The organism is Comamonas koreensis, assembly GCF_014076495.1.
Classification (GTDB): Bacteria; Pseudomonadota; Gammaproteobacteria; order Burkholderiales; family Burkholderiaceae_C; genus Comamonas; species Comamonas squillarum.
In genome coordinates, this window is the sequence record NZ_CP043575.1 from 1,622,686 (window position 1) to 1,644,948 (window position 22,263).

Annotated in this window: 18 protein-coding genes; 14 read left to right on the forward strand and 4 right to left on the reverse strand. The window is 64.5% G+C overall.

Annotated features, from left to right (window positions below):
• The first annotated feature begins 47 nt into the window (after nt 1-47).
• Entirely contained in the window at nt 48-1,040 is a 993-nt protein-coding gene (locus F0Q04_RS07255) for a tripartite tricarboxylate transporter substrate binding protein (protein ID WP_182345059.1), read from the forward strand.
• A gap of 34 nt (nt 1,041-1,074) precedes the next feature.
• Here the strand turns inward: F0Q04_RS07255 and F0Q04_RS07260 are convergent, their stop codons facing one another.
• Nucleotides 1,075-1,608 carry a YqaA family protein gene (locus F0Q04_RS07260; protein WP_182345060.1) on the reverse strand — a complete coding sequence of 178 codons (534 nt, stop codon included), beginning with the start codon at nt 1,606-1,608 and terminating at the stop codon, nt 1,075-1,077.
• A 307-nt stretch (nt 1,609-1,915) separates the two neighbouring features.
• On the opposite strand from F0Q04_RS07260, the gene dusB reads away from it, so the two are divergent.
• The 5 genes from dusB (at nt 1,916) to F0Q04_RS07285 (ending at nt 6,348) form a co-directional block, all read left to right on the forward strand.
• Complete coding sequence (dusB, locus tag F0Q04_RS07265) at nt 1,916-2,989, forward strand: tRNA dihydrouridine synthase DusB (protein ID WP_116924633.1); 1,074 nt, start codon at nt 1,916-1,918, stop codon at nt 2,987-2,989.
• A complete protein-coding gene (locus F0Q04_RS07270) occupies nt 2,986-3,219 on the forward strand; it encodes a Fis family transcriptional regulator (protein WP_021027292.1) in 234 nt (77 codons plus the stop codon). The genes dusB and F0Q04_RS07270 overlap by 4 nt, the downstream gene beginning before the upstream one ends.
• Nucleotides 3,220-3,297: 78 nt before the next feature.
• Nucleotides 3,298-4,896, forward strand: a complete 1,599-nt coding sequence (gene purH / locus F0Q04_RS07275; RefSeq protein ID WP_116924903.1) for a bifunctional phosphoribosylaminoimidazolecarboxamide formyltransferase/IMP cyclohydrolase — start codon at nt 3,298-3,300, stop codon at nt 4,894-4,896.
• A 105-nt stretch (nt 4,897-5,001) separates the two neighbouring features.
• Nucleotides 5,002-5,490: a c-type cytochrome gene (locus F0Q04_RS07280; RefSeq protein WP_116924634.1), complete on the forward strand. Its 489-nt coding sequence runs from the start codon at nt 5,002-5,004 to the stop codon at nt 5,488-5,490.
• A gap of 147 nt (nt 5,491-5,637) precedes the next feature.
• A complete protein-coding gene (locus F0Q04_RS07285) occupies nt 5,638-6,348 on the forward strand; it encodes a Bax inhibitor-1 family protein (protein WP_116924635.1) in 711 nt (236 codons plus the stop codon).
• 88 nt (nt 6,349-6,436) lie between these two features.
• On the opposite strand, the gene hemL is transcribed toward F0Q04_RS07285, so the two are convergent.
• Together hemL and thiD are read right to left on the reverse strand one after the other, a co-directional pair.
• Nucleotides 6,437-7,735, reverse strand: a complete 1,299-nt coding sequence (hemL, locus tag F0Q04_RS07290; RefSeq protein ID WP_116924636.1) for a glutamate-1-semialdehyde 2,1-aminomutase — start codon at nt 7,733-7,735, stop codon at nt 6,437-6,439.
• A gap of 105 nt (nt 7,736-7,840) precedes the next feature.
• Nucleotides 7,841-8,755, reverse strand: a complete 915-nt coding sequence (thiD, locus tag F0Q04_RS07295) for a bifunctional hydroxymethylpyrimidine kinase/phosphomethylpyrimidine kinase (protein ID WP_232539537.1) — start codon at nt 8,753-8,755, stop codon at nt 7,841-7,843.
• Nucleotides 8,756-9,060: 305 nt separating this feature from the next.
• Here thiD and F0Q04_RS07300 point away from each other — a divergent pair, with 305 nt between their 5' ends.
• From F0Q04_RS07300 to F0Q04_RS07335, 8 genes are all read left to right on the forward strand, one after another.
• A complete protein-coding gene (locus tag F0Q04_RS07300; protein ID WP_021027286.1) occupies nt 9,061-9,447 on the forward strand; it encodes a response regulator in 387 nt (128 codons plus the stop codon).
• Between the two features lie 9 nt (nt 9,448-9,456).
• Nucleotides 9,457-9,822, forward strand: coding sequence for a response regulator (locus F0Q04_RS07305; RefSeq protein ID WP_021027285.1), 366 nt, complete (start codon nt 9,457-9,459; stop codon nt 9,820-9,822).
• A gap of 3 nt (nt 9,823-9,825) precedes the next feature.
• The gene (locus F0Q04_RS07310; protein WP_021027284.1) at nt 9,826-10,353 is read left to right on the forward strand and encodes a chemotaxis protein CheW; all 528 of its coding nucleotides are present in this window, start codon (nt 9,826-9,828) and stop codon (nt 10,351-10,353) included.
• A 38-nt stretch (nt 10,354-10,391) separates the two neighbouring features.
• Entirely contained in the window at nt 10,392-12,659 is a 2,268-nt protein-coding gene (locus tag F0Q04_RS07315) for a methyl-accepting chemotaxis protein (protein ID WP_232539538.1), read from the forward strand.
• A 46-nt stretch (nt 12,660-12,705) separates the two neighbouring features.
• Entirely contained in the window at nt 12,706-19,113 is a 6,408-nt protein-coding gene (locus tag F0Q04_RS07320; protein WP_182345062.1) for an Hpt domain-containing protein, read from the forward strand.
• A gap of 123 nt (nt 19,114-19,236) precedes the next feature.
• Complete coding sequence (locus tag F0Q04_RS07325) at nt 19,237-19,845, forward strand: YqgE/AlgH family protein (RefSeq protein WP_116924639.1); 609 nt, start codon at nt 19,237-19,239, stop codon at nt 19,843-19,845.
• Nucleotides 19,842-20,291, forward strand: a complete 450-nt coding sequence (gene ruvX / locus F0Q04_RS07330; protein WP_116924640.1) for a Holliday junction resolvase RuvX — start codon at nt 19,842-19,844, stop codon at nt 20,289-20,291. The genes F0Q04_RS07325 and ruvX overlap by 4 nt, the downstream gene beginning before the upstream one ends.
• 17 nt (nt 20,292-20,308) lie before the next feature.
• Nucleotides 20,309-21,064 carry a lysophospholipid acyltransferase family protein gene (locus F0Q04_RS07335; RefSeq protein WP_182345063.1) on the forward strand — a complete coding sequence of 252 codons (756 nt, stop codon included), beginning with the start codon at nt 20,309-20,311 and terminating at the stop codon, nt 21,062-21,064.
• Between the two features lie 64 nt (nt 21,065-21,128).
• Here F0Q04_RS07335 and F0Q04_RS07340 read toward each other — a convergent pair whose 3' ends face one another.
• Complete coding sequence (locus F0Q04_RS07340; RefSeq protein WP_182345064.1) at nt 21,129-22,172, reverse strand: ABC transporter ATP-binding protein; 1,044 nt, start codon at nt 22,170-22,172, stop codon at nt 21,129-21,131.
• Between the last annotated feature and the right edge of the window lie 91 nt (nt 22,173-22,263).

Consider the following 22,263-nt stretch of genomic DNA (forward strand, 5'->3'; position numbering starts at 1 on the left):
GCCCTCTATTACCCGAACACCTGGCATAACCTGGAAGGAGGCCTGTGATGCCCCGAGTTTTCCAACGCTTTTCCTGGTGGTGGGTCGCAAGCGCCACTGTGGCCTGCATTGCAGCTGGCCTGTGGCTGGGCGGCAGCAGCATGGCGGCGGCCCGCTTTGACAAGCTCATCACCATCGTCGTGACCTTTCCGCCCGGCGGCGGCACCGACCTGCTCGCGCGCAAACTGGGCGCCGCCTTGCAGCAGCGCACCGGCCAGACCGTGGTGGTGGAAAACCGCCCCGGGGCCAGCGGCAATATTGGCGCGCGCCATGTGGCACAGGCCCCGGGCGATGGCAGCAGCTGGCTGATGGTGAACAGCTCGTTCGCGATCAACCCCGCCGTCTACCGCCAGCTCGATTTTGACCCGCGCCAGGATTTCAAGGCCGTGTTCAATGTGGGCACGATCGCGTCGGTGCTGGTGGTGCCGCAGGGCAGCGCGCTGCGCAGTCTGGCCGATGTACGCGCTTCGGCGCAGCAGCTGCAGCTGCCGTTTGCCTCTTGCGGCAATGGCACGCCACAGCACCTGGCCGGCGAAATGCTGGCCCAGGCCGCGCAGCTGCATTGGCAGCATGTGCCCTACAAGGGCTGCGGGCCGGCCATCACCGCCGTGGCCGCCGGCCAGGTCGCCATGGGCATGGTCACCGCCAGCAGCGCTGCGCCACTGATCGAGGCGGGCCGCGTGCGCGCCATTGCCATCACCGCGCCCCAGCGCCTGGCGCAGTGGCCCCAGGTTGCCACTGTGGCCGAGCAGGGCAGTGCCGGCTTCAGCGTGGAGCAGTGGCATGGTCTGTTGGCGCCTGCCGCCACCAGTGATGCCGTCGTGCAGCACATGCATGCGGAGCTGGCGCAGATTCTGGCCGAGCCTGCGATGCAGCAGTGGCTGCGCGAGCAAGGCTACACGCCGATGCAACAAAGTGCGGCCGAGTTTGGGCGGGTGATCGCCAGCGACATCGACCGCTATGCGGCCGTGGCGCAGCAGCTGGGCCTGCGGGTGGATTAGTGCGGCAGAGGTGGGCACCAGCCTCAGCGCGACTTCACGAGGGCCAGAAATGCAAAATGGTGGCCGTCATTACCAAATAGCGCAAAAACTTGCCCACCGCCATATAGAACACGCAGGGCCAGAACGGCAGGCGCAGCCAGCCGGCCACAGCGCAGAGCGGATCACCGACGATGGGCAGCCAGCTGAGCAGGCAGGCCTTGGCGCCAAACTTGCGCAGCCAGATGCGGGCCATGCGCTGGTGGCGGCTTTGCTTGTTGGGTGGCGCAGGGGGCTGGCTGGGGTCGGCGAGGTCAAGCCCAACCTTACGCAGGCTGCGGGCCTTGTACCAGGCGGTGCGGGCGAGCGCGCCGGTCCACCAGCTGATGGCGCCGCCCAGGGTATTGCCGGCGGTAGCCACCAAGATGGCCTGCCAGAACAGATCGGGGTTCAGGTGTAGCAGGCCGGCCACAGCGGGCTCGGAGCCCAGCGGCAGCAAGGTGGCCGATATCAGGGCCACGATAAAGACCGTGCTGAGCCCGAACTGCGGCAGGGCCAGCCATGTCAGCAACTGTTGAATCCAAGCTTCCATGGCTGCCAGTGTAGCGGCTGGGGGGCGCCCGTCAGCGGCGCTGCGGGCCGCTGCCGTGTCAGCCAAGAGGCCGAAAAATCCCATCTGGACAAGCGCTTGCGGCAGCGGCGCTGGAGCGCCCACTGCGGCCGCCAAGTGCGTTGTTGGGACCTGGCCAGCGGGCGTCCCGTCGCCGATTTTTTGGGCATTCCCAAATGTCAAGCGGGTAGATTGGATGTTTGCTACTTTTTTAAGCAGTACAATCTGCCCCTTCCCCTCACCACAACAACCAGCACTTCGGTGGCGAAGTGCTCGCTTTTTGCATTCCATGTCCGTTCGCATCGGTCCCTACACTCTGGCCAACAACGTGTTTGTGGCGCCCATGGCGGGCGTGACGGACCGGCCTTTTCGCCAGCTGTGCAAAGCGCTGGGGGCGGGGTATGCGGTCAGCGAGATGGTGACCAGCCGCAAGGACTTGTGGGACAGCCTCAAGACCAGCCGCCGCGCCAACCATGCCGGCGAACCCGGCCCGATCTCCGTGCAGATCGCAGGAACCGACGCGCCGATGATGGCGGAGGCGGCGGTCTACAACATTGAGCGCGGCGCGCAGATCATCGACATCAACATGGGTTGCCCGGCCAAGAAGGTCTGCAACAAATGGGCCGGCTCGGCGCTGATGCAAAACGAGCCGCTGGCCGTCGAGATTGCTGCAGCCGTGGTGGCGGCTGCCGCCCCCTATGGCGTGCCGGTGACCTTGAAGATGCGCACCGGCTGGAGCGATGACCACAAGAATGCCGTGCAGCTGGCGCGCCAGTTCGAGCAGGCGGGCATCCAGATGCTTACCGTGCATGGCCGCACGCGCGAGCAGGGCTACCGGGGCCTGGCCGAGTACGACACGATCCGTGCCGTCAAGCAGGCGGTGTCGGTGCCGGTGGTTGCCAATGGCGATATCACCAGCCCGGCCAAGGCACGCGATGTGCTGGCCTTCACTGGTGCGGACGCGGTGATGGTGGGACGGGCGGCCCAGGGCCGCCCCTGGATTTTTCGCGAGATCGTGCATTTTCTGCAGACCGGCGAGCTGCTCGCGCCACCCTTGGTGGCCGAGCTGCGCCGCCATCTGCTCGAGCACCTGCAGGACCACTATGCGCTGTACGGCGAGAGCACGGGCGTGCGCTCGGCGCGCAAGCACATCGCCTGGTATGTGCGCGATCTGCCGGGGGGCGATGCGTTTCGGCGCGAGATGAATGTGATTGACAACAGTGCGGCGCAATGGCAGGCCGTAGCCGATTACCTGTTAGCCCTGGGGCAACAGATGGACCGGCTGCCTGGCATGGCTCCAGCACCAGAGGCCAGCGGGAGTGCGATGGCCCAAGCAACAACAATGAGTGATGACTTTGTATGAGTAAGACGACGATTGAGCAGTCCGTGCGGGACAGCCTGCAGACCTATTTTCAGGATCTGGAAGGCGAGGTGCCGGACCGCGTGTACGAGATGGTGGTGCGCATGGTGGAGCGCCCGATGCTGGAGGTGGTGATGAACCACGCCGACAACAACCAGTCGCGGGCCGCCGAGTGGCTGGGCCTGAACCGCAACACGCTGCGCAAGAAGCTGGTCGAGCACAAGATGCTCTGACTCGCGCCCTGATTTCAGTGCTGCTTGCGCCCGCTGCGCATGCGGCACAAGCCTGTTTCTATCTTTGAAGTGATTGACATGAAAGCCCTGATTTCCGTTTCCGACAAAACCGGTATTGTCGAGTTTGCCCAGGCCCTGCATGCGCTGGGTGTGCACCTGCTGTCCACCGGCGGCACCGCCAAGCTGCTGGCCGACAAGGGCCTGCCCGTGACCGAAGTGGCCGAGGTCACCCGCTTCCCCGAAATGCTCGACGGCCGCGTCAAGACCCTGCACCCCATGGTGCACGGCGGCCTGCTGGCCCGCCGCGACCTGCCCGAGCACATGGCTGCGCTCAAGGAACACGGCATCGAGACCATCGACCTGCTGGTGGTGAACCTCTACCCCTTTGAAGCGACCGTTGCCAAGGCCGGCTGCACCTTGGCCGATGCGATCGAGAACATCGACATTGGTGGCCCGGCGATGGTGCGCTCCGCTGCCAAGAACTGGAAGGATGTGGGCGTGATCACCGCCGCCGACCAGTACGACGCGGTGCTCGCCGAGCTGAAGGCCGGCGGCAAGCTGAGCAACCAACTTCGCTTTGCACTGTCGGTTGCCGCTTTCAACCGCATCAGCCAGTACGATGGCGCGATCAGCAACTACCTGTCGTCGGTTACCTTCGAAGACGAAAAGCTGTCGGAAGAATACGTGCCCGAGCGCGCCGCCTTCCCCGGCCAGAGCAACAGCCAGTTCATCAAGATCCAGGACCTGCGCTATGGCGAAAACAGCCACCAGCAAGCGGCCTGGTACCGCGATCTGTACCCCGCACCCGGCTCGCTGGCCACGGGCGTGCAACTGCAAGGCAAGGAGCTGAGCTACAACAACATCGCCGATGCCGATGCCGCCTGGGAATGTGTCAAGAGCTTCGAAGTGCCCGCTTGTGTGATCGTCAAGCACGCCAACCCCTGCGGCGTGGCCGTGGGTGCCGATGCGTTCGAAGCGTACTCCAAGGCCTTCCAGACCGACCCGACCAGCGCTTTTGGCGGCATCATCGCCTTCAACCGCGCCGTCGACAAGGCTGCAGCCGAAGCCGTGTCCAAGCAGTTCGTCGAAGTGCTGATGGCCCCGGACTTCAGCGCCGAGGCGCTGGAGATCTTCAAGTCCAAGGTCAATGTGCGCCTGATGAAGATCGCACTGCCCGCTGGCGGCAACACCGACTGGGAGCAGGGCCGCAACGCCATTGAATCCAAGCGCGTGGGCTCGGGCATCCTGCTGCAATCGGCCGACAACCACGAGCTGCAACTGGCGGATCTGAAGGTCGTGACCGTCAAGCAGCCGACCCCGCAAGAACTGCAGGACCTGCTGTTTGCCTGGAAGGTGGCCAAGTTCGTCAAGTCCAATGCCATCGTGTTCTGCAAGAACGGCATGACCATGGGCGTGGGCGCGGGCCAGATGTCGCGCCTAGATTCGGCCCGTATCGCGTCGATCAAGGCGGAGGCGGCCAAGCTGTCGCTGCAGAACACCGTTGTGGCGTCCGATGCCTTCTTCCCCTTCCGTGATGGCCTGGATGTGGTGGTCGATGCCGGCGCCACCTGCGTGGCCCAGCCTGGTGGCTCGATGCGCGACCAGGAAGTGATCGATGCCGCCAACGAGCGCGGCGTGGCCATGGTGTTCACCGGCGTGCGCCACTTCCGCCATTGATGGCACGGGCGGCGCCTGTGAGGGCGCTGCCGCTTTTCACCCAGGGCCGCGAACCTGCGCGTTCGCCGGCCCGTTTCCAGCGCTGGCCCCCGGGCCGATTCCAGCATGAGCGATTCGCAGCAACCAGACCCGCACCTCCATCCCGATTCAGAGACCGAAGCCCCGCGCCGCTCGCGCTGGCTGGGCGTGCTGATCGTGGCATTTGCGCTGGTGGTGGGCCTGGGCATGTTCAATATCGGGCGGCTGATCATCCGGCCCAAGCCCGAGGTGACGGCCGCTGACCGCCTGATCGAGGCCAGCCCGCAGCTGCAAAAGGGGCGTGAGCTGGTCACCCGCAGCAGCGACTGCATGCGCTGCCACACGATGGAGCTTGACGTGGTGGGCCCCGGCTTTCGCAATATCGCCAAGCGCTATGCGGGCCGTGACGACGCCGTTCCCTACCTGGCCGGCAAGATCCGCGAAGGCAGCGTGGGCGAATGGGGCCGCATCGTGATGCCGCGCCACCCGCAGATCACGCAGGAGCAGGCCGAGCTGATGGCCGGCTGGCTGATGGCGCTCAGCCCCGCCAAGACGCCCGCTGCCAGCCCGCCTTGATGGCCTGCTGCACCCACGCTCTGGAGCCCGCTGTGACTGCGGGCTTTTTTGTGCCCGGCGGCAATGCCCGTAGGCAGGGCCTGGAAAGGCCCAGCTTTGTAAAGCAAATCTGCGATACTGCTCCGACATAGACCTGAAGGAGGACGCATGAACTTTCCCGAATACGCCGGACACGGCGGAGGCCTGGCCGAGGCAAACAGCCGTGGCCAATTTATCAAGGCGGCCTACAGCCATCTGGCCGTAGCCATCTTGGCTTTTGCCGTGCTGTCGTTTGGCCTCTACGCCAGCGGCGCATCGTTTGCGATGCTCAAGATGCTGGGTGTCAGCAAATGGGGCTGGCTTGCGGTGATGGGCGCGTTCATGGTGGTGGGCTGGCTCGCCACCAACGCGGCGGACAATTCGGAAAGCACCGGCGTGCAGTACCTGGCGCTGGGTGGCTTTGTGTTCGCCGAGTCGCTCATTTTCGCGCCGATGCTGGCGATGGCCAGCATCATTGCGCCGGGCTCCATCCAGGCGGCATCGATCGCCACCCTGGCACTGGTCGCGGGCCTGACCTTCACCGCTTTTACCAGCAAGAAGGACTTCTCCTTCCTGGGCGGCTTCTTGAAGATCGGCGGCCTGGTGGCGATCGGCATCATCCTGGCCGGTGTCGTGTTCGGCTTCAAGCTGGGCATCTGGTTCTCCGGCGCGATGGTGCTGTTTGCCGGCGCTTGCGTGCTGTATGACACCTCGCAGATCATGCGCCACTACCCCGCAGACCGCCCCGCTGGTGCGGCCCTGCACCTGTTCGCATCGGTGGCGCTGCTGTTCTGGTATGTGCTGCGTCTGATCATGCAACTGGGTGGCAGCGACGACTGATCGCCTGCGACAGACCACAAAAAAACCTCGGCATGCCGAGGTTTTTTTTATGCCCGCCAGAAGCGCTGGCAGAGGAGGGGGACGTGGCTTACAAGGTCTTGAAGACTTCGCGGGCCGCGTCGATGGTGGCTTCGATGTCGGCATCGGTGTGCGCGCTGCTGACAAAGCCGGCCTCGTACAGTGCCGGCGCAAAGTAGTGGCCGCGCGCGAGCATGCCGTGGAAGAACTTGTTGAACAGCGGCTTGTCGCTCTTCATCACTGCCTCGTAGTGGCTGGGCAGCTCGGGCAGCAGGAAGAAGCCGAACAGGCCGCCCTGGTGGTCCACGCTGAAGGGGATGCCGGCGGCATCGGCCTCGGCCTTGAGGCCGGCCATCAGCTGGCCGGTCTTGGCATGCAGCGCTTCATGGAAGCCCGGCTGGCTGATCAGCGCCAGGGTCTGCAGACCGCAGGCGGTGGCAATGGGGTTGCCCGACAAGGTGCCGGCCTGGTAGACCGGGCCCAGCGGCGAGAGCTTTTCCATGATCTCGCGGCGCGCGCCAAAGGCGGCCATCGGCATGCCGCCGCCAATCACCTTGCCCAGGACCGTAATGTCGGGTTGGAAGCCGGGGATCTGCTGCGCATACAGGCTCTGCGCGCTGCCCAGGGCCACGCGGAAACCGGTCATCACCTCGTCGTAGATCAGCAGCGCGCCATGTTCCTTGGTCAGCTCGCTGATGCGGCGGGTAAACGCGGTGCTGGCGCGCACAAAGTTCATGTTGCCGGCAATGGGCTCCATGATCACGCAGGCGATCTGGTCGTCGTACTTGGCAAAGGCCTCTTCCAACTGGCCGATGTCGTTGTACTCCAGCACGATGGTGTCCTGCACCACATGGCTGGGCACACCGGCCGAGGACGAGGCGCCAAAGGTCGCCAGGCCCGAGCCGGCCTTGACCAGCAGCGCATCGGCGTGGCCGTGGTAGCAGCCGTTGAACTTGATGATCTTGTTGCGGCCGGTAAAGCCGCGCGCCAGGCGGATCGCGCTCATGCCCGCTTCGGTGCCGGAGCTGACCAGGCGCACCATGTCCATCGAGGGCATCAGCTTCAAGATGGCTTCGGACAGCGCGATCTCGCGCTCGGTTGGCGCGCCGAAGGAGAAGCCTTCGAGCAGCGCGGCCTGCACGGCGCTCAGCACCTGCGGGTGGCCATGGCCCAAAATCATCGGGCCCCAGGAGCCGATGTAGTCCACATACTGCTTGTCATTGGCATCGAACAGGTGCGCGCCCTGGGCGCGGGCAATGAAGGCCGGCGTGCCGCCCACCGCATTGAAGGCCCGCACGGGCGAGTTCACGCCACCGGGGATCACCTGGCGGGCACGTTCAAACAACTGGGCGTTTTTATCGATCGTCATAAGGGGCTCACATCTACACTGGCCTTGGATTGTCGGCCAAGCGGGCGCTTGGGGCTGTCAATCCGGTATTCACTGCACTGGAATGCGCAGGCTTTTGAACAGGTTTTAGAGCGGGCGGGTATCGATACCGCCACCCTCATCGGCCGCTTCGCTCTCGTCTTCTTCTTCGTCATCGGCATGCACCCAGAAGAGGCGGTCGGGCACAGTCTTGCCCATGCCGGGGCGCAGGCCGCCTTCGAGGCACTTGTCCAGGTAGGTCATCGCTTCGGCGGTGGCGTCGCTCAGCGGCACCTCGGTGGCCAGCAAGGCGGTGAGGGCGGCGCTCAAGGTGTCGCCCGCACCGATGTATTCGGTCTCGAACAGTTCGAACTCGCCGCTGCCGTAGATGGTGTCGGCCGAGGCGAGGACGTTTTCCACATGCTGGTCGTGGGCGGGGATGCCGGTGACCAGCACAAAGGGCACGCCGTGGTCGGCGGCGGCTTTGGCAATGTCACGGGGGCTGGGGCGGTGCTCGGAAGTGCGATCGGGCAAAAGCCAGCGCCACAGCAGGCCATAGGCACCCACCAGTACGGTCACCTGGGGCAGCAGCAGCTCTTGGTAGGCGTCCAGGTAGTCGTCGATCAGTTCGCTGTCCCACCAGGCCATGCCGGCCACATAGGCCACCACCGGAACATCTGGGTAGTCGTTCGTTACTTCTGCACACACCCTGATGTTTTCGATCGAGCCCAGGAAGCCCAATTTGATCGCGCGGATGGGAATATCCTGCAATATGGTCTGCGCCTGTTTTTGTACCGCATCATCAGAGAGCGGATAAAAGTCGATGGTGTCGAGGGTGTCACGGATCAAGGCACCGGTGACCACGGTGCAGGGGTGGCCGCCCATGGAGGCCACGGCCAGCGCATCGGCATTGGTGCCGCCTGCGCCACTGGGGTCATTGGCGTTGATGCACAGGATACTGGCGGTATCGATCGTGGCGGCCAACGTGCTCTCACTCGGGCTGGATTCTGGCTGGTTTGTCAAGGAGGATGTCATAGGTCAACGAGATAAGGCACATTGGTACGGGAATCACCGTTAAATCTGTGTTGAAAAGCTACAATCGTTGCATTCTATGTAAAGCCTCTGTAAGCTTTTCAAAATTAGGAGCAGGGACGACGGATGCAGTGTACGCGCTGTGGTGCAAAATGCATCTCCAGCACATGCGGATTCGTCGAAAGAAAAATTGCCATAGGGCGTATGTGTTCAATGCAAACGGGTGGGAGGGGCTTTGTCAGCCTTGGCTGCCGCGTGCATTCACATTTCATGACATGCAATGAGGAGGGTGGCCGGTGACAGTTTCCGCAGACAACTTCAAGGTATTGGTGGTCGACGATAGCAATACCATTCGCAGAAGTGCTGAGATTTTTCTCAAGCAGGGCGGCTATGAGGTGCTGCTTGCCGAAGACGGCTTCGACGCCCTCTCCAAAATCAACGATTTCAAGCCGGACATGGTGTTTTGCGACATCCTGATGCCAAAACTGGACGGCTACCAAACCTGCGCCATCGTCAAGCGCAATGATGCTTTTGCATCGACACCCGTGGTCATGCTGTCGTCCAAGGACGGCGTCTTTGACAAGGCCCGGGGACGAATGGTGGGGTGTGAAGACTACCTCACCAAGCCATTTACCAAAGATCAATTACTGGAAACCGTCGGACGTTTCGTTGCCGAGCGTTAAGGAGGGGTCGTGCCTATTCAAAAAGTTCTTATCGTTGATGACTCAAAAACTGAATTGATGTTTTTGAGCGATCTGCTTGTACGCCAGGGTATGGTGGTGCGCACTGCGCAAAACTCGGACGAGGCGATGCTGCGCCTGTCGGAAGACCGCCCTGACCTGATTCTGATGGACGTGGTGATGCCCGGACAGAACGGCTTTCAGCTGACCCGTCTGATCACCCGCAGCCCCGAGTATGCGGATATCCCGATCATCATGTGCACCAGCAAGAACCAGGAAACCGACCGGGTCTGGGGCATGCGCCAGGGCGCGCGTGGCTATGTGACCAAACCGGTGGATCCGGCCGAACTCAAGGCCAAGATCGAGGCACTGGGATAAGGCATGGCACAGCGCGAAGACTTGCGAGAGCTGCAAACCCGGCTGGCCGATCGTCTGAGCCAGGCACGCAACCAGACCGCAGTAGGTGCCTCGTGGTTGGCCGTCAAGATCAGTGGCAAGAACTTTCTGCTGCCTTTGAGCCAGTCTGGCGAAGTGCTGGGCTGGAGCGGGGTGGAGCCTGTACCCTACACCAAACCCTGGATGCTCGGCGTGACCAGCATTCGGGGTATTTTGTTGACGGTGGTGGATTTGGCCCGCATGCTGGGCCTGCCCGTCGCGCGCAGTGAGCAGGTGTTTGCCGGGGCCTCGGTGGTCGCGCTCAATCCCATGATGGGCGTCAATGCCGCACTGTTTGTCGAGCAGCTCGAAGGCTTGCGCGGCAGCAATGATTTTTCGCAATCCAAAGACAAACCGGCCGATGCGCCGGAATTTTTTGGTGCGTTGTACCTATCCGCCAATGGCGAGCAGTGGCAGGAACTCAACCTGCAGCTGCTGGCCAATGCGCCCGATTTTCTCGATATCACGGTTTAGTGCGGGGCTTCCGCGGCTTCATCCTTTTCGGTATTTGTATGTTCAACAAATTATTCAAACGCAAAGAAGACGTGGCAGACCCAGGTGTCAGCATCTTCCCAGATGGTGACCAGGTAATGCTCTCCGAAGGCTCGACCGGTGACGGCGTGCCGCCCGCCAAGACGGCGGCAAGCGCCTCGGGCGCTGCGGTGCAGGATGACTACATGGCCCAGCTGGTCGAAGGCGATACCGCCAGCGAAGACCTGGTGACCTTGCCCATTCTGGGCGCCGCGCCGGCTGCCAAGCACCAGAAGACCTTGCTGACCATCGTGGTCGTCGGTCTGGTGGTGTTCTTTGGCCTGGCGGTGTGGGCGATTTTGCAGTCGCGCACCACTGGTGGCCAGCTGGCCGCGACCGGCCAGGCTCTGACCCAGTCGCAGCGTCTGGCCAAATCGGTGGGCCAGGCCGTCAACGGTAACGAGCAGGCGTTTGCCGAAGTGGCAGAAGCCTCGTCGATTCTGAAAAAGAACATCGACGGCCTGAACATGGGCTCGGACGACCCGGCCATCAAGGCGCTGGGCAGCTCCTACGCCGATGTGCTGGCGCCGCTGGTGGAAGCCTCTGACCGTACCGCAAGCAAGAGCGATGCCGTGGTCAAGCAAAAGGCCTCGCTGGTCGCGATGAACAAGGACTTGCAGGCGATTCACAAGAACACCCAGACCCTGCTGGAGCTGAGCGAGGCGGTGGTGAGCCTGAAGCTGCAGCAAGCAGCACCGACCGCTGAAATTGCCGCCGCCAGCCAGCTGGCCATGCTGACCCAGCGTATCGGCAAGTCGGCCAACGACTTCCAAAGCGCCTCCGGTGCCAATGCCGAAGCGGTGTTCCTGCTGGGCAAGGACTTGAACACCTTCAAGGAAATCGTCGCCGGCCTGCTCAACGGCAGTGCCGAGCTGCGCCTGAGCCCCGCCCGTGACGGCGCCGTGCGCGACAAGCTGCTGGAGCTGTCGACCCAGTACGACATCACCTTGAAGGACGGCTCCTCGGTGCTGAGCAACCTCAAGGGCATCTCGGAGGCCCGTGAGGCCGAAGTCTCGATCCAGTCGGCCAGCGATCCGCTGCGCAAGGGCCTGGAAGTGTTGCAGGCAGATCTGAACAGCTGGTCCGACCGCGTCTGGCTGTACCTGGTGGGCATTGTGCTGGCCGCCTTGCTGGTGGGCCTGGGTGTCTGGGGCCTGGTGCGTCTGCAGCTGGCAGACAGCTTGAACCGCCGCCGCTCTGCCGAATCGCTGCAGCAAGAAGCAACCCGCCAGGAGCAGGAGGCCAAGCGCCTCAACGACGCCAACCAGGCGGCTATTTTGCGCCTGATGAACGAGTTGCAGTCCGTCGCTGAAGGGGATCTGACCCAGGAAGCGACCGTGACCGAGGACATCACCGGCGCGATTGCCGACTCGGTGAACTACACGGTGGAAGAGCTGCGCATGCTGGTGGGCAGCGTGCAGAACACGGCGACCCGCGTGGCGCAAACCACGTCGACGGTGGATGCCACCTCGACCGAACTGCTGGCCGCCTCGACCGAGCAGCTGCGCGAGATTCGCGAAACCGGCAAGTCCATTTTGGACATGGCAACCCGTATTAACCTCGTGTCCTCGCAGGCGCAGGAATCGGCCTCGGTGGCGCGCAAATCGCTGATGGCTGCCGAGTCCGGTCTGCAGGCCGTGGAAAACGCGATCGGTGGTATGAACTCTATCCGTGACCAGATCCAGGACACCTCCAAGCGTATCAAGCGCCTGGGCGAGTCCTCGCAAGAGATTGGTGAAATTACCGACCTGATCTCGGACATTACCGAACAGACCAACGTGCTGGCGTTGAACGCGGCCATTCAGGCTGCGTCCGCAGGTGAAGCCGGTCGCGGCTTCTCGGTGGTGGCCGAAGAAGTGCAGCGCCTGGCTGAACGCTCTGCGGATGCAACGCGCCAGATCTCGGTGCTGGTGAAGGCGATTCAGACCGACACCCAGGACGCGGTGGCCGCTATGGAACGCTCGACCCAGGGTGTGGTGGAAGGGGCCCGTCTGTCAGACAGCGCCGGTACGGCACTGGCGGAGATTGACCGTGTGTCGCGTGAGCTGGCAGATCTGATTCAACAGATTTCGCGTTCCGCGTCCGATGAAGCCGTTCAGGCCAATGATGTGGCGGAGAATATCCAGCATATTTTTGCGGTGACGGAGCAGACCAGTGATGGCACCCGTACCACGGCGCAGCAGGTGCGTGAGCTGTCGCAAATGGCCGAGGAGCTGCGCCAGTCGGTGTCTCGGTTCAAGATTGCCTGACCCCATGCCTGCTGTTTAATTTTGACCCGCAATCGGGGACTGTTGCATGTCTATAGCTATTGAAAATAAAGCGGAAAACGCACAGCCAACAGAAGAGAGGGATCTCGGGCCATTGGCGTGGATCAATGACGAGGTACGCCGGTCATTGGAATCCACGGTCAAGGCATTGCTTCGCTACAGCCGGGATGTGGAAGCGGCCAAGGTATCGGATCTGGAGGCTATCGACACCACCGGTATCCGCGTGGCCAAGCAGTACCTGCACCAGGTCAAGGGTGCCTTGCAAATGGTGGGTGTCGACCAGGCCGCCGAGCTGGTGGGTTTGATGGAGGTGGCCGCGCAGCGCTTTGCGGCCAAGCCCCATCTGTGCACCGAGAAATCGGTGGCGCTGATGGAGAAGACCTCGTTTGCGCTGTTGGAGTACCTGAGCCATGTGCTCAAGGGCCGCAACGTCTCCTTTGTGGCCTTGTTTCCGCAGTACAAAGAGATGCAGGCCTTTGCCGGCGTGGAGCGCGTCCACCCGGCCGACCTGTGGCATGGCGACCAAGCGCAGCAGGAGCCGCTGACCCCGGCCGTGGCCGCGCTGCCGCTGGACCGCAGCGCGCGTGAGCGCCTGGACTCGGACATGCTGCAGATCATCAAGTCTGCCGACAGCCGCGCTGCGCAGGATTTGACAGCCGTCTGCCTGGGCCTGGCCCAGGGCCAGACGCAAAAACCCCTGAAGCTGTTCTGGAAGGTGGCCGCAGGCTTCTTTGACGCGCTCGCGTACAAGTTGCTCGACCCCGACCTCTATGTGAAGCGCTCGGCGTCGCGGGTCATCATGCAGTTCGCAGCGCACGCCAAGGGTAGCAGCGATGTGGACCAGGGCCTGCAGCATGAGCTGAATTTCTTCTGTGCCGTGGCCCAGGGCCCCGATGAGGCCAAGGCGGCGGTGCTCCAAGCGGTGCGCGTCAGCCTGCAGACGGAAGCACTGCAAGGCGTCAACTACGGCCAGGAGCGGTTTGGCCAGTATGACCCGGCCGTGCTGGCGCAGGCGCGCAAGCGCCTGGAGTCCGCTGCCGAGCTGTGGTCGTCGCTTGCCGATGGCGACCGCTACAAGATCAAGCCGGTGGCCGACCAGTTCCACCTGATCCGCGAATCGCTGCACAAGCTGCATATCGGTGCCGACGAGCTGGGTGCAGCGCTGGGCCGCGTCACCGAGCGGCTGGTGAGTACCAGCACGCCACCGTCGACGCCGATGGCCATGGAAGTGGCCACGGCCGTGCTGTACCTGCAGGCCAATCTGGAGTCGCTCGATGTCAAGCCCGCGCTGATGCGCGAGCGCGCCGACCGCCTGGCGCAGCGCCTGGACCATGTGCTGGCCGACCAGCCACCCGAGCCGCTGGAGACCTGGGTCGAGGAGCTGTACCGCCGCGTCAGCGACCACCAGACCATGGGCAGCGTGGTCGATGAACTGCACTCCACCTTGGCCGAGGCCGAAAAGCACCTGGACCAGTATTTCCGCAACCCCGACGATGTCTCGATGCTGGGCACCGTCACCGGTTCGCTGTCGCAGATGCGCGGCGTGCTGTCGGTGCTGGGCCTGGACCAGGCCGTTGCTGCCACGCAGCACCTGCGCACCGTGGTGGACCAGCTCGCGGCCGGCCAGGTGGCCGACGAGGACAAGCCGGTCGTGTTCGAAAAGCTGGGCAACAGCCTGGGCGCGCTGGGCTTCCTGCTCGACATGCTGGGCTACCAGCGCACCTTGGCGCGCAAGCTCTTTGTGTTTGATGCGACCAGCGGCGAGCTGCGCATTGTGATGGGCACGCAAAAGGCCGGCGATGTCGCACCTGCCCCTGTGCCTGTGGCAGCAGCGCCGGTCGCAGCGCCTGCGGTGCCTGAAGAGCCGGAAGACGATTCCGTCTACTTTGCGCCCACCATTCCGGCGCCGCTGTTCGATGCCAGCCCCGCTCCGGCGCCCAAGGCGCCTGCGGTGCTCGCGCCCGATCTGCAGTTTTTTGCGCCCACGCCGGTGCATGCACCAGCGCCGGCGCCCGCGCCGGTGGTGGTCGCTGCAGCACAGCCAGAGGCATCGGATGAATCGCTGGACGAAGAGCTGCTGGAAATCTTTTTGGAAGAAGCCCAGTCGGTCGTGCAGACCGGCGGCCAGGCGCTGCAGTCCTTGCGCCGTAACGCGGCCGATGCCGAGGCGCTGACGACCCTGCGCCGCGCCTTCCACACGCTCAAGGGCAGCTCGCGCATGGTCGGGCTGGTCCAGTATGGCGATGCCGCCTGGTCGATGGAGCAGGTGCTCAACAGCTGGCTGGCCGAGCACAAGCCGGCCAATGCGCCGCTGCTGGCGCTGAGCGCCGAGGCACTGACCGGCTTTGGCCGCTGGGCCGAGGACATTGGCGCGCAGCGCCAGTCCACCTGGAACCCCGAGATCTTCCGCATCTCGGCCGATGCCATGCGCATCGATGGCCTGCACCTGCCACTGGTGGTGCCCGCCGAGCCAGGCCAGGCCCCCGAGGCCGAGGAATGGCCCCACGATACGCAGCAAATGGCGCTGGAGGCCGATGCCCCTGACGCGGTAGAGACTGCCCAGGCCCTGGCCGAGCTGGAGCTGCCGGTGGAGGACGATGCCCCCGCGCTTGTGGCCCAGGCCGAGGCAACGCCCGCGCTGGTATGGCCGCTCGACGGCATCGACCTGGAGCTCAATCCACCCGCTGCACTGGCGCCCGCGCCGGAACTCACCACGCCTTCGGGTCTGGTGCCGCTGGCCATGGCGCCCGAAAGCGCCGAGGAAGTGGACTTCTCCGAGTTCGCGCAGGCCATGGCCAGTGCCGAGGCCAAGACTGCCCCTGTGCAGGCCCCCGAGTCGCTGCAGCCCCATGACAGCGCGCTGGACTTTGTCTCGATGGATGCCGGCCTGGAGTTTGTGGCCGAGGACGAGGCAGCCAAGCTCGATCCCGCACCGACCCGCTTGCCGCTGGAGCTGCCTTCGCTGGATTTGACGGGGCTGCCCCTTGCCCCTGAGTCATCTGCGCCCTCCGCGCAGCCTGCCGCCACCGCTTTCGACTCCATAGAGTTTGCAGACACCATGCTGCCCGAGCTGGAAGCGCTGCCCGAAGAACCTGTGGCCGAGCCCCAGACCTGGCTGGAAGTGCCCGCCGACCTGGTGCTGCCTGCAGTGGCCACGGGCGCGGTGGAAACCCCGCTCGTTGCACAGCCCGAGCAAGCGCAGCACGTGGACACCGCGGCAGAAAGCCTGGGCGAAGCGCTGGCCCCTGCCGCTGTGCCGGAGCCTGAGGCGGTGCTGCAGCCCGAAGCCGTCGCCGAGCTGGAAGCACCCGCCGAACCGGAAGCCCCTGCCGAAGTGCCTGCAGCGCAGGAAGCACCCGAAGTGCCTGTGCAGCCAGAGGCTTTGGTAGAAGCGCTGGCGCCGGATGCCGCTCCGACAGCCCCGGCCGTGGCGGACAACGAGGAGCCTGCCGAGGTGGCCAATGTGCTGGGTGTCAGTACCGCGCTCTTCAATGTCTACCTGGCAGAGGCGGAGAACTGGTCGCACAACCTGGAGAAGGTGCTGTACGCCTGGGCCCAGGCGCCCAACCGCAACTTCCCCGAAGATGCGATTGCCTATGCCCATTCGCTGGCGGGCAGCTCGTCCACGGTGGGCTTTGGCTCGCTGTCCGAGCTGGCACGCGCGCTCGAGCATGCGCTCTCCCATATCCACAACTTCTCCAACCCGGAGGTCTCCTGGCTCAATACCTGTCAGGCGGCGGGCTCGGAGATTCGCAAGCTGCTGCACCAACTGGCAGCCGGTTTTGTCAAACCTGCCAGCGAGATCGTCGTGCAGGACCTGGTCGATATCGCCAACCAGGAAGTCAACTCGCAGCTGCATCCTCCTTACGGCATGGCCGAGTTCGACGCCGAGCCCTCGGGCCTGGCCGAGCTGCGCGAGCACGCACCTGCGGCGGCCGAGCCGGTGCGCACGTTTGCGCCTGCAGCGGTATCCTCAGCCGCCTTGCCCGATATGCTGGAGCTGCGCAACGACGATGCGATCGAAGTGGTCGACGTCATCGACCCGGACCTGTTCCTGATCTTCGAGGAAGAAGCGCAGGAGTTGCTGCCCAAGCTAGGCGCGGCCTTGCGGGAATGGTCGGCCGACGCGCAGTACCTGCCCCCGCGCGGCGAAGTGCTGCGTCATCTGCACACCCTCAAGGGCAGTGCACGGCTGGCGGGCGCGATGCGCCTGGGCGAGATGTCGCACCGCATGGAGTCCGAGGTCGAGGACATTGGCACGGAAAACCTGACCAGCCAGGACATCGAGATTCTGTTGGCGCGCTATGACGGCCTGCAGCACGAGTTTGTCGGCCTGCAAGAGCGTGGCAACCAGGTGCTGGCAGAAGGCGCCTTGCCCCAGCAGGTACCACCCGCGACCGAGATGGGCGAAGTGGTGGCCGAAGTGGCCGCCAGCACGCCAGCCGCCCAGGAAAGCGCTGGTGCCGAGCAGGCTGCGCAAGCGGCAGATACGGCCGACGCAGGCGCTGGTGTCCAGCACAAGCCGCTGATGCTGCGCATGGCGCCGGTGCGCGCCGCGGCCGGCCAGTCGGTGCGTGTGCGCTCGCAGCTGCTCGACCGCCTGGTCAACGAGGCAGGCGAGGTGCTGATTGCACGCTCGCGCCTCGATATGCGCCTGAGCAACATCCGCTCGTCCATCAAGGACATGTCGAGCAACCTGGAGCGCTTGCGCACCTTGCTGCGCGATGTGGAGATGCAGGCCGAGTCGCAGATGCAGTCGCGCATGGCGCTGGCAAAGGATTCGGACTCGGGCTTTGACCCGCTGGAGTTCGACCGCTTCACCCGCGTGCAGGAACTCACCCGCATGATGGCCGAGTCGGTCAACGACGTGGGCACCGTGCAGCGCAATCTGCAGCGTACGGCCGAAGGCGCCGAAGACGATCTGATTGCCCAGGGCCGCCAAGCCCGTGAGCTGCAGCGCGACCTGCTGCGCACGCGCATGGTGGAGTTCGACTCCATCTCCGAGCGCCTGTATGCGATCGTGCGCCAGATCTCCAAGGAGCTGGGCAAGCAGGTCAAGCTCGACATCACCGGCGCCTCGATCGAGATCGACCGGGGCGTTCTGGACCGGGTGACCCCGGCGTTCGAGCACTTGCTGCGCAACAGCGTGGCGCACGGTATTGAGTCGCCCGAGGAGCGCAAGGCCCAGGGCAAGCAGCCGGTGGGCACCATCGCCATCGATGTGCGCCAGGAAGGCAACGATATCGCCGTGTCCATCCACGACGACGGCGCCGGCCTGCAGCTCGATGCCATTCGCCGCAAGGCGGTGCAGTCGGGCCTGATCACGGCCGACGAGCCGCTCGATGTGGACCAGGCCGCGCAGCTGATTTTTGCGCCCGGCTTCTCCACCGCCTCCGAGGTGTCCGAGCTGTCGGGCCGGGGTATCGGCATGGACGTGGTGCGCACCGAGATCCAGTCGCTGGGTGGCCACATCGTGACCACCTCGGAGACGGGCAAGGGCACGCGCTTCCAGATGGTGATGCCGCTGACCACCGCCGTCACCCAGGTGGTGATGATGCGAGCGGGCGACATCAAGTTCGGCGTGCCGGCCAACCTGGTGGAGTATGTGCGACGCGTGCCCAAGGCCCTGATCGAGCAGGCCCATGCCAACAGTATCTACACCGACAACGAGCAGGCGCTGCCGTTCTACTTTGCCGGCGCGCTGCTGCAGGGCAACCTGCGCAGCAACGAGGAGCCGGAGAAGACCAGTGCGGTGGTGATCCTGCGCTCAGCGACCAAGCGGGTGGCGGTCCACGTCGATGAAGTGCTGGGCAACCAGGAAGTCGTGGTCAAGAACCTGGGCCCGCAGCTTGCGCGTTTGCCAGGTCTGGCAGGCATGTCGGTGCTGGCATCGGGCGCGATTGTGCTGATCTACAACCCGGTGGCTTTGTACACCGTCTATGGCGATCAGATCGCCGAGCGCATTGCCCAGGCGGCCGTGCACCCCGAGGTGGCCAAGGCACCGGTGCGCGAGCTGGCCGAGCAAGTGGTGCAGACGCCGTTGGTGCTGGTGGTCGACGACTCCATCACCGTGCGCCGCGTGACGCAGCGCCTGCTGCAGCGCGAAGGCTACCGGGTGGCACTGGCTGCCGATGGCCTGCAGGCACTGGACCGTCTGCGCGAAGAGCGCCCGGTCATGGTGCTGTCGGACATCGAGATGCCGCGCATGGACGGCTTCGAGCTGGTGCGCGAGATCCGTGCCGATGCGGCGATGAAGGACCTGCCGGTGGTGATGATCACCTCGCGCATTGCCGACAAGCACCGCGAGCATGCCGCCAGCCTGGGCGTGGACCACTACCTGGGCAAGCCCTATGCCGATGAGGTGCTGCTGTCGCTGGTACGCCAGTGCGTGCTGGACGATGAGATCAAGGCGGCCGACGCCGGTTCGCTGCACTGATCGGTTGCATGGCTCCGGCCAAAAGGGCTGCCTGCGGGCAGCCCTTTTTTATGGCACGTCCCGCAGCCCATGCAGACAGCCGTGCCGGTAAAAGGTCGGCAGCCTGCCCGTACAATGGTTCCCATGAGCGCTGAGATCGACACTTCCGGGACCATGAACCTCACCCACCACTTTCTGATTGCGATGCCTGGCATGCAAGACGAGATGTTTGGCCGCAGCGTGGTCTATGTGTGTGAGCACAGCGAAAAAGGCGCGCTGGGCATCATCATCAACAAGCCCTCGGACATCACGATGGGCAAGCTGTTTGACAAGGTCGACCTGCCGCTGCGCCGTGAGGACCTGGAGCTCGAGCCCGTGTTCCAGGGCGGCCCGGTGCACACCGAGCGCGGCTTTGTGCTGCACGACCGGATCGTGATCGAGTCGGGCGCCGCCGATGAGTCGGCGTACTCGGCCACCCTGACCATTCCTGGCGGGCTGGAGATGACCACCTCGCGCGATGTGCTCGAAGCGCTGTCCACCGGCGCCGGCCCGCACCGGGTGCTGGTCTCGCTGGGCTATTCGACCTGGGGCGAAGGCCAGCTGGAGTCGGAGATCACCGAAAACGCCTGGCTCACGGTGCATGCCGATGCCGGAGTGATTTTTGACACGCCCGTGGCCGAGCGCTATGACACCGCGCTGGCGCTTTTGGGCGTGCAGCCCTGGGCGCTGTCTGCCGCCGCAGGCCGCGCATGACGGACGCGGCCACCAAGCCTTTGCTCGCCGAGGCGGCGCGCATGCAAAGCTTTATCGCCTTTGACTTTGGCATGAAGCGCACCGGCGCTGCCTTTGGCACCCGCATGCTGGGCACGGCCCGGCCGCTACCGACGATCCATGCCGAAGGAAAAGCCCGCTTCACCCCGATGGAGAGCCTGATTGCGCAGTGGCAGCCCGATGCGCTGGTGGTCGGCATTCCCTTTCACCCCGATGGCGCCGCCCATGAGAACACGGCGCTGGCGCTGCGTTTTGCGCGCCAGCTGCGGGGGCGCTTTGGCCTGCTGGTGTTCGAGGTGGACGAGCGCTACAGCACCACCGAAGCGCTGGCCAACGGCGCGCGCGACGCCGATGCGGCCTCGGCCTGCATCATTCTTGAACAGTTCATGCGCAGTCTGGATGTGCCTGACGTGGGCCACCCGAACTGAGCCGCTATAGACCCTCCATGCCCGTACTGACTCGCTCCCTCATCGGCCTGTGGCGTCTTGCGCGCATGGGCGGGCATATCACCACCGGGGTCATCACGATCTGGCTGAAATTTGGCCGCATGGGCCATGAGGAGCGCAACCGCGCGGTGGAGCGCTGGGCCGGCAAGCTCATGCAGCTTTGCGGCATCGAGCTGCGCGTGCTGGGCGCCGTGCCCCAGCAGGGCCCCTTGCTGATTGTTGCCAACCACCTGTCCTGGCTCGATATTCCGGCCATCCATGCGGCCCGGCACTGCCGCTTTGTCTCCAAGTCCGACGTCAAGGCCTGGCCGGTGATTGGCGGGCTCGCCAGCGCTGCGGGCACCTTGTTCATCGAGCGCAACTCCCGGCGCGATGCGATGCGCACCGTCAGCCGCATGGAAGAGGCCATGCGCAACGGCGATATGGTCGCCGTGTTTCCCGAAGGCACCACCGGTGATGGCCAGCAGCTGCTACCCTTCCATGCGAACCTGCTGCAATCGGCGATTGCCGCTGAGGCCCCGGTGCTGCCGCTGGGCCTGTGCTTTTACGACAAGCACAGCGGCCGCATGAGCAGCGCCCCCAGCTATGTCGGCGATGAGAGCCTGCTGGGCTCCATCTGGCGCACGGTGACGGCCCCGCCGCTGGTGGCCCAGCTCAACTATGGCGAGCCGCAAAGCAGCGCAGGCCGCAACCGGCGCGACTGGTCGGCCGAGCTGCAGGCGGCAGTGGACCAGTTGCGCCAGGTGCAGCGCTGATACGGACGAGATTTGTTGGGCTTGAGACCCGCGCGTAACGGGGCTTGAGTCATTGAACAGGTTCTCAGTGCTCGGGCGCAAAGCAGACCAGGTGCTCGGGCTGGGCGCGCAGGCCAATGCTCTCGCCCAGCGCATGCTGCAGCTGGCTGGAGACCTGGGCGTAGACCAGCTGCTGGCTGGGCAGCTGCAAGGTGTACAAAAACTGCGATCCCCGAAACGACTTGCGCAGCAGGGTTGCCCGGTAGGGCGATGCCGGGTCAAACACCACCTCGCTGGCGCGCAGCAGCACATCGCAGGCCTCTGGGGCCTCAGGCGTGGCAATGGAACCGAGGGGGGTGTCCAGCTGCCAGCCCTGTGCAGAAGGCAGCGGGCTGGCCGGCAGCAGGCTGCCATGGCCAATAAAGTTGGCCACAAAGCGGCTCGCCGGCTTTTGGAACAGGGTCGTGGCATCGGCCCATTGGTGCAGATGGCCGCTTTCCATCACGCCGATCTGGTCGCCAATGGCAAAGGCTTCGAGCTGGTCATGGGTGACGAAGAGGGCGGTCGCCCGTGCGGCCTTGAGGATGTCGCGCAGCTCATGGGCCAGGCGCTCGCGCAGATCCACATCGAGGTTGGAGAAGGGTTCATCGAGCAGCATCAGCTGCGGCTCGGGTGCCAGCGCCCGGGCCAGCGCCACGCGTTGCTGCTGGCCGCCCGAGAGCTCATGCGGGTAGCGCGCAGCGCTGTTCTCCAGCCCCACCAGGCGCAGCACCTCTTGCACGCGCGCTTGTTGCTCGGCCTTGGGCCGCTGGTGGATGCCAAAGGCCACATTCTTGCCGACGCTCAAATGCGGGAAGAGGGCGTAGTCCTGGAACACCATGCCGATGCGGCGCTTCTCAGGCGGCAGGCTGGTGCTGGTGCTGCTGACCACCTGGCCTTGCAGCCGGATCTCGCCGCCGCTGATGGGCTCCAGCCCGGCCACGGCGCGCAGCAAGGTGGTCTTGCCGCAGCCCGAGGGACCAATCAGCACCCCGATATCGCCAGCTTGCAGCTGCAAGGACACCTGCGCCACGGCAGGCTGGGGGCGCCCGGCGTAGCGCACATTCAGTTGGGAGACCTCAAGAAACATGGCGGCATTGTAGAGGGCCGCCCAATGGCAAGGGCATAAGGATGCTTTGCATAACCCTCGCCCGATGGAATGGACGCGGATCGGGATGAGC